Consider the following 6,532-nt stretch of genomic DNA (forward strand, 5'->3'; position numbering starts at 1 on the left):
AAAGCAGAGGAACCAGAAGCGTCTATTCGGACGAAATATCTGAAGGTAAGGTGAAAGAGAGGGCTTGGTCAAGTCGGATTCCGGTATGCCACTGCAGGCCCTGGACTCGATGAATAGCGTCTTTCGGGGGAAAGAGCCGTGGATTCAACCCAGCCAGCAGCTGTCGTCGCCGGCCGCAATCCGTTGCGCCGAACGGCGCTCATCATAGTGCTCCTAGCGCTCGTCCTGTTTGTGCTGTCCGTCTTCATGGAGCGGCGTACACCCTCCACGTCGCAGGCGCAGGTTCAGGCTTATGTCGTGGGGATCGCGCCTGAGGTGACGGGCCGTGTAATAGAGGTCAATGTCGACGACAACTCGCTGGTCGAAGCCCATCAGGTGCTTTTCCGCATCGATCCCAGCACCTATCAGATCGCTGTCGCCCAAGCGGAGGCCAATCTGGCGCTTGTGGGTCAGACCATCGGCGCTTCCACTGCGACGGTGGACGTCGCCCAGGCCAAGCTGGTGGAAATGGAGGTGGATCGGGACAACCTGCGTGACCAGTACGCGCGGGCTACTGAACTGGTCAAGCGGGGCGTGTTTTCCAAGGCAAGATATGACACGGCAAAATCCGCTTACGAGCAGGCGGAGGCCGCGGTGACCGGTGCGGGGGCCGATCTCGCCAAGGCCAAGGAAGAGCTCGGCCCGGCAGGCAACGACAACCCACAGCTCCGGGAAGCGCTTGCGGCGCTGGAGGCTGCCCAGCTGGACTTGGTCCGAACGACCATTCACGCGCCATCGGCCGGCGTCGTCACCAACCTGCAGCTTTCCATCGGCAAGGTCGTCAGCGTCGGCCAGCCGGCCATGACCACAATCGAGGGCGGGACGATCTGGATGGCCCCCGCCTGCAAGGAGAACAGCCTGGAGAATGTCGCCGCCGGCAATCGGGCCGAGCTGCTCTTCGATGCGCTCCCCGGACGGCTCTTTCCTGCCAAGGTCGAAAGCATCGGCCTCGGCGTTTCTCAGCAGGGCGGCGGCGGAACTGACCCGAACACCGGTCTGCCGACGATCCGGACCGACACCGGCTGGGTCCAGGAGGCGCAGCGCTTTCCGGTTCGCCTGGTCATGGATGCAGAACGGCCAAAGGGCGTGCGATATGGCTCGCAGGCGACCGTCGTCATCTACACCGGCGATCATCCGGTCACCAATGCCTGGGGCTGGCTGCGGATCCGCATCATATCGGTGCTGACCTATGTGGGATGACCGCGACGATCCGTCTGCCGAGCAGCGTCGAAAGGGACTGCGGGTGGCGTTTGCGGTCTCCTTGGGGTTTACTTCCGCTGTGTCGCTCGGTGCCATCGTGCCGTTCCTCGTGCCTATTTTTGCCGCGCAGTTCCTGTTGGGTAGCTCCGGTCCGATGCCGCTAGGCAAGACATTGGGCGCCGCGTTGCTGATCCTGTTCACGGGGATCGGCATGATGGTCTTGACGAATCTGTTCGGCGATCGCCCTTCGACGTTCCTGATCCTGCTGGCGCTGATCTACTTCTTCTGTTTCGCGGCCCAGGCGGCGGGCACAGGGGGGCCCGCGATCTTTCTAGTGCAGGTCGTCGCAATTATGGTTCCATTGATCGGAATCCTGAACAAGGACCTTGCGAATTCAATCCTGTCGATCCTTGTGACCGGCATCCTCGGCGGCACGCTTCTGATGTGGCTTGCCCATGCGGTGATCCCGGAGCCCCATACGACGCGCATCGCGGCGGCTTCTTCGGCAACAGTCAGACCTCCTTCCTATCTGCGAGCTCTGGCGAACACGGCGATACTGCTGGGGGCGGTCGCGGTCTGCCTGGTCAACGATCAACTGTCCGCAGCGCTCGTCATACCCATCACCGTCGCCTCGCTGCTCGGCCAGTTCGATGCCGCTGCGAGCAGCCGAATGGCACTCGGGCTTGTGATCATCAATCTGTCAGGAGGGATACTGGCATCCATCGCCTACACCATCCTCACTCTGCGCCCAAGCCTGTTCTCGATCTTTCTCATCGTACTCGTGGTGACGCTGATCCTGGGCGGGCGCGCTGCGGGCCGGTTGAAAGATGCCAAGATGTACGCCGGCGCTCTCACGACGTTCCTGATCCTGTTCGGGCTCGGAGTGTCGCCGGTGCCTGGCGGCGCCGCTGAATCCTTCGCGACCCGCATTGTCTACGTCGGCGCGGCGTTGATCTACACGGTGCTGATGGCGGCAATCTTCTGGCCGCAATCGGCAACACGAGAAAGTCGTGCCAAATGACGCGCCTGGCCTCTCCAAAGGTTCCATTTGAAGGTGAGCCGTCCCTACCCGCCAGACCGCCTCCGGACGGCCCAGCGGTTTTGCGGGCACCAGCGACCCAAACAGCAGCATCAAGCTGAAGCACACGCTCAGGTGACCGCTGCCGGCTGCTCCTCGTTGGTGCCGAGCCAAGTCTGCAACACGGTCCAGAGCACGGCCAGCGTCGTCGCACCGATGAACATGCCGGTAAAGCCCCAGGCTGCCAGCCCCCCGATCACTCCCATGAAAAGCACGAGCATCGGCAACTGGCCGCTGCGCGCAATCAGCATGGGCTTCACGATATTGTCAGCTCCCATGAGTAGAATGATCCCCCATGCAGCGGTGAAGATCGCCCAACCGGTCTGCCCCTCGGCACCCAGCCAGATCGCCACCGGCAGCCAAACCAGAAGCGGTCCAATCTGGATAACGGCCAGGAAAAACGTCGCTGCGGCCAAGGCGATGGCTCCCGGAACGCCGGCGATTGCGAAGCCGATCCAGGCCAACACCGCCTCGAGCAGAGCCGTTCCAATGACGCCGATTGCCACGCCGCTAATTGCCCTTCCCGCGGCATTCAGCAGTTCTGGCCCCTTCGCTCCAACTATGCGTACCATGATGGCGGAGACATACTGCAGCACCCAGGCGCGCGACGCATGAAGTATCGCGGCTACGACGACGCCCACGAAGATTTCAAGGACAGCCACCAGAAGACCTGCACCAAAATTGATGAGCCAGCGCCCTGCGGCAGCGAGCTGGGGTTGGTAGCGCTGCATCAACACCAGACCCTCGCGCTGCAGCTCTTGCCATGCCGCAGATACCTTGTTTCCAACTAGCGGAAGTCCTGCAAGCCACTCGGGAAGGTTGGGGATTCCGCGAGTGCCGGCCGTGCTCAACCACGCCTCGGCGACGCTCAGATAGTCGGCAATAGCGGAACAGAGATAGATCAACGGCACGATGATGACCGTCACGGCGACCACGCCGAACAGCACGGCAGCCAGGCGACGCCTTCCATTCAGCAGCTCAACTATTCGATCAAACAGCCCCGCTGTGGCAGTGGCAAGGATCACCGCATAGGTGAGGACGCCGACAAAGGCTAACAGTACCCAGAAGCTCGCGACGATCAGCATGGACACAAGCAGCAGGGCGAGAGCTGCCTCTATGAGCTTCTGGTGTCGCCCGCCTTCAACAGGCAATTCCTGCATAACAACACCTCCTGGTTTGATCAGAAGTCGGCGAAGCCCCTTTCTGCAAGGGACAGCCGCTGATGGTTGCGTACGTCGGTCCCGTGCACCGGGGCCTGTCTCGCACCGCAAGTCCTTGTTTCACGGTTGTGCGATGTTTTGATCCGCAGCCCGCCGGGAGGACCACAGTTCCGAGACTTTGAAAAGAAATGCCGTAGTCCAGCCGAACAGCAGGATTCCGTTTACACCTTCGATGGCACTGGCGAGCCGCCATTCGTTGGATAGCGTAATGTCGCCATAGCCGATCGTGGCGAAGGTAATCGCCGAGAAGTACATGGCGTCCTCAAAGTTCGGCAATTCGCCGACTAGCCGATAGACCATGGCCCATTACAAAGCCGGTGACAAAAAAGTAACTGATGCCCAATCGGGCGTAGCCGGAGAGTTTCCGCGTGCCGGTAAGGGGACCTCGTCCTATCCGGAACAGCACCATAACCGCCATGCCGTGAATAAAGATCGTGGCAAGCAGCACGCCAGTGCCCGTGACAATCTGAAGTAACATCCTCGTGCGTCCCCCAGCACCAATCCCGGGCGTTTCCACCCTGGCCGTACCCCGCACCAACGCTGCATCGTATGAAGCCTGCCTCGCCAACTCCAGTCGCACTGGAAAATCACCTCAGTCCCGAGGGGAGGCCACAACTCCGATGCATCATTTTGCCTCACAACGCAACCGCCGACAAGTAACTTACCGGAACTGTAATATTTGCCCCAAAGTGATTGCCGCTGGCCACCGCCGGGAGCCACCGCGGCATGCGGGAACCTGCAGCTGGTGGCCTCGATCTCCGTGCCCTGAACGCACCTGGCCGACTCTGGCTCTGCCGTCTCGGTCCCCAATGTAAGTTGCACTTAAGAGCATACTAATGTATTCTCTGGTTGTTGTACAAGGGTATGGATTGGGATGGTGCGGAAGGTGGGTGTTCCGCCCGAGCGGACTGCTTGCATGGGCGCAGAATGCTACCTGATCCAATCCCGAAACCGTCGAATCTCCCGTTTTTCTGAACGGATGTATTCAGTTCACCGCGACCGGCCTTGGTTGTCGTTGACTCATTAGACTTAGTTTCGCGCCGGAACGGCGATATGATGGGAAACCGCCGGCAGACCGTGTGCGGTTCACCCCATGCGGGGGCCTCGGATTGAAATTCTGATCCATAGATTCGGCCGCACGCCTGCAGCAATACTTTGCTTATTCAGCATGTTCGAAATTAAGGCATGCAGTGCTCGGTGGTCATATTCCATAAATCGGTGAGGAGGATTGTCCGATGTTTAGCACGCGAATTGAGATGCTCGAACACCAAGAATACGATAGGGCCTGGCGGAAACTTAACGGAAATGCACCAAGGCATGGGAGAATTGCTCGAAAAATTTTCCTGGCAGTTGCCTTTGTCGTAGCGGCAAACGCCCCATCCTGGTCCCAGGAAGACCCGGCCAAGCATTACAGTAAAGAAGCCATGCAGCAGGCGCTGCAGACCAGGGATCAGTACGATCTCTATGGCCTGCGTTTCGGCGTTGGCAAGGCAACACTGGAACCTGGTGCTGAAACGCTGCTTGATGACATAGCGACTGCACTTAAGAATTTACCTGATTGGAGCCTGAGAATTGTCGGCCATACCGACGCAAGCGGCAATGCAGAAGCCAATGAACGTCTTTCCCTTGAACGCGCCGACGCCATCAAGGCGGCGCTGGTGGAACGAGGGGTCGATGCTGACAGGTTATTAGCGGGAGGCGCTGGGCAGACCCGGCCGATCGCCAGCAATGAGACGGCCGAAGGAAAAGCTCTCAACCGGCGAGTTGAGCTCGTGAGGCTCACCGACTCGGCCGAAGCCAAGAAGCTGCTGAAGGCCATGTCCGATTATCTGGCAACCCAGAAGGCCATATCCTTCGCATACGATGCCAATCTCCAGGTTGTTACCAACAGTGATCAAAAACTTGGGCTGGCAAGTTCAGGGACTGTGACCCTCAGCCGGCCTGACAAGGTACACACCACACGTTCCGGCGGTTTTGTCGAGACAGAAGCGCTATTCGACGGAAAAACGCTTACCCTTTTGGGAAAGAACCTCAACAAGTATACGCAAGTCGATATTCCTGGCACGGTCGATCATCTGATAGACGAGCTAAAGGACAAGTATGGATTGCCGCTGCCTGCCGCCGACTTGTTGATGACCAATTCATATGATGAGTTGATGCAGGGCGTTTACGATTCGAAAGACCTGGGAAGCGGCGTCATCAATAGCGCCGAGTGCGATTCTCTCGCCTTTCGCAAGGACGACGTAGATTTCCAGATTTGGGTCGCCCAAGGAGCACAACCTTACCCCTGCCGCTTCGTCATTACTTCCAGGCTGGTCAAGGGTGGACCGGAATACAGCGTCCAGGTCCGGGATTGGAAGTCGGGGGATGAGGTTATGCCGGGTGATTTTGGCTTCAAGAACCCGACAAACGCCGAAAAAGTCGACGTGAAGGACATCCAGAGTAACCTGGGTGAATTGCCGGGGAACTTCGTAAGAGGAGATGGAAAATGACCCTTTTTAGACGCATGGGAATCATCTGTCTGGCTTGGGCGGCTTTACTTTGGTCCGGCGATCTAGCCAGCGTCCAGTCAATTGTTCCGATGCCCCGCGTCGTTTCTGATGCCTGCGCCGTAGTCGGTCGACCGCTGCCGCCGGTCAGCGTGGCCGGCGTCGCCCGGCGGACGACTCGGCGTTGTGCCGCTGGTGCCTATGATTGCTAGCCGGGGCCCACGAATTGGCCCCGCCCTGTAGAATGCCCCGTTCGCTGCGGGACGTTCTCATCTAGACTAGTGCCCGTCCATACAAAGTAAATGGCTGATATTATTAGGCTAATTGCAGTTTTCTGCGGGCAAAGCCCGGCGGTTTCAGGTATACTTTAGATTAAGCTACTGATTTGGAAAGGCCAAACCGTAACCGCCGGAGCCGACAAAGCGCCAAGAACGAACGGGCCAAACCAGCAAGCCACACAAGATCCGCGCCTGCCTCCGAGCAGGCGTCCCATTCCTGAGACGCTT

At 59.0% G+C, this 6,532-nt stretch carries 7 protein-coding genes; 5 read left to right on the top strand and 2 right to left on the bottom strand.

Features of this window, described 5'->3' with window-relative positions; genetic code table 11:
- Window positions 1–138 precede the first annotated feature (138 nt).
- The gene (locus C9413_RS25805) at window positions 139–1,239 is read left to right on the top strand and encodes an HlyD family secretion protein (protein ID WP_170251085.1); all 1,101 of its coding nucleotides are present in this window, start codon (window positions 139–141) and stop codon (window positions 1,237–1,239) included.
- Complete coding sequence (locus tag C9413_RS25810) at window positions 1,229–2,260, top strand: DUF2955 domain-containing protein (RefSeq protein ID WP_170251086.1); 1,032 nt, start codon at window positions 1,229–1,231, stop codon at window positions 2,258–2,260. The genes C9413_RS25805 and C9413_RS25810 overlap by 11 nt, the downstream gene beginning before the upstream one ends.
- Window positions 2,261–2,388: 128 nt before the next feature.
- On the opposite strand, the gene C9413_RS25815 is transcribed toward C9413_RS25810, so the two are convergent.
- The gene (locus C9413_RS25815) at window positions 2,389–3,477 is read right to left on the bottom strand and encodes an AI-2E family transporter (RefSeq protein WP_039846235.1); all 1,089 of its coding nucleotides are present in this window, start codon (window positions 3,475–3,477) and stop codon (window positions 2,389–2,391) included.
- A 120-nt stretch (window positions 3,478–3,597) separates the two neighbouring features.
- Window positions 3,598–3,837, bottom strand: a complete 240-nt coding sequence (locus tag C9413_RS33815; protein ID WP_223843958.1) for a potassium channel family protein — start codon at window positions 3,835–3,837, stop codon at window positions 3,598–3,600.
- Here C9413_RS33815 and C9413_RS33820 point away from each other — a divergent pair.
- The 3 genes from C9413_RS33820 to C9413_RS33825 all read left to right on the top strand — a co-directional run bounded on the left by C9413_RS33820 (window position 3,836) and on the right by C9413_RS33825 (window position 6,238).
- On the top strand, window positions 3,836–4,012 hold the full coding sequence (locus C9413_RS33820; RefSeq protein ID WP_246703847.1) for a hypothetical protein: 177 nt from the start codon (window positions 3,836–3,838) through the stop codon (window positions 4,010–4,012). The genes C9413_RS33815 and C9413_RS33820 overlap by 2 nt on opposite strands.
- 868 nt (window positions 4,013–4,880) lie before the next feature.
- Window positions 4,881–6,029, top strand: a complete 1,149-nt coding sequence (locus C9413_RS25825) for a DUF2092 domain-containing protein (protein WP_170251087.1) — start codon at window positions 4,881–4,883, stop codon at window positions 6,027–6,029.
- Window positions 6,026–6,238 (top strand): hypothetical protein, encoded by a 213-nt coding sequence (locus tag C9413_RS33825; protein WP_246703848.1) that lies wholly within the window; start codon window positions 6,026–6,028, stop codon window positions 6,236–6,238. Before C9413_RS25825 ends, C9413_RS33825 begins: the two co-directional genes overlap by 4 nt.
- Window positions 6,239–6,532 lie beyond the last annotated feature (294 nt).

The organism is Rhizobium sp. SEMIA 4085 (assembly GCF_013004495.1).
In the GTDB taxonomy this organism is placed as follows: domain Bacteria; phylum Pseudomonadota; class Alphaproteobacteria; order Rhizobiales; family Rhizobiaceae; genus Rhizobium; species Rhizobium gallicum.

Bases quoted from the DNA above. Each gene is read 5' to 3' on its own strand.
- C9413_RS25810 (WP_170251086.1), top strand. From the start codon at position 1,229: ATGTGGGATGACCGCGACGATCCGTCTGCCGAGCAGCGTCGAAAGGGA.
- C9413_RS25815 (WP_039846235.1), bottom strand. From the start codon at position 3,477: ATGCAGGAATTGCCTGTTGAAGGCGGGCGACACCAGAAGCTCATAGAG.
- C9413_RS33820 (WP_246703847.1), top strand. From the start codon at position 3,836: ATGGCCCATTACAAAGCCGGTGACAAAAAAGTAACTGATGCCCAATCG.
- C9413_RS33815 (WP_223843958.1), bottom strand. From the start codon at position 3,837: ATGGTCTATCGGCTAGTCGGCGAATTGCCGAACTTTGAGGACGCCATG.
- C9413_RS33825 (WP_246703848.1), top strand. From the start codon at position 6,026: ATGACCCTTTTTAGACGCATGGGAATCATCTGTCTGGCTTGGGCGGCT.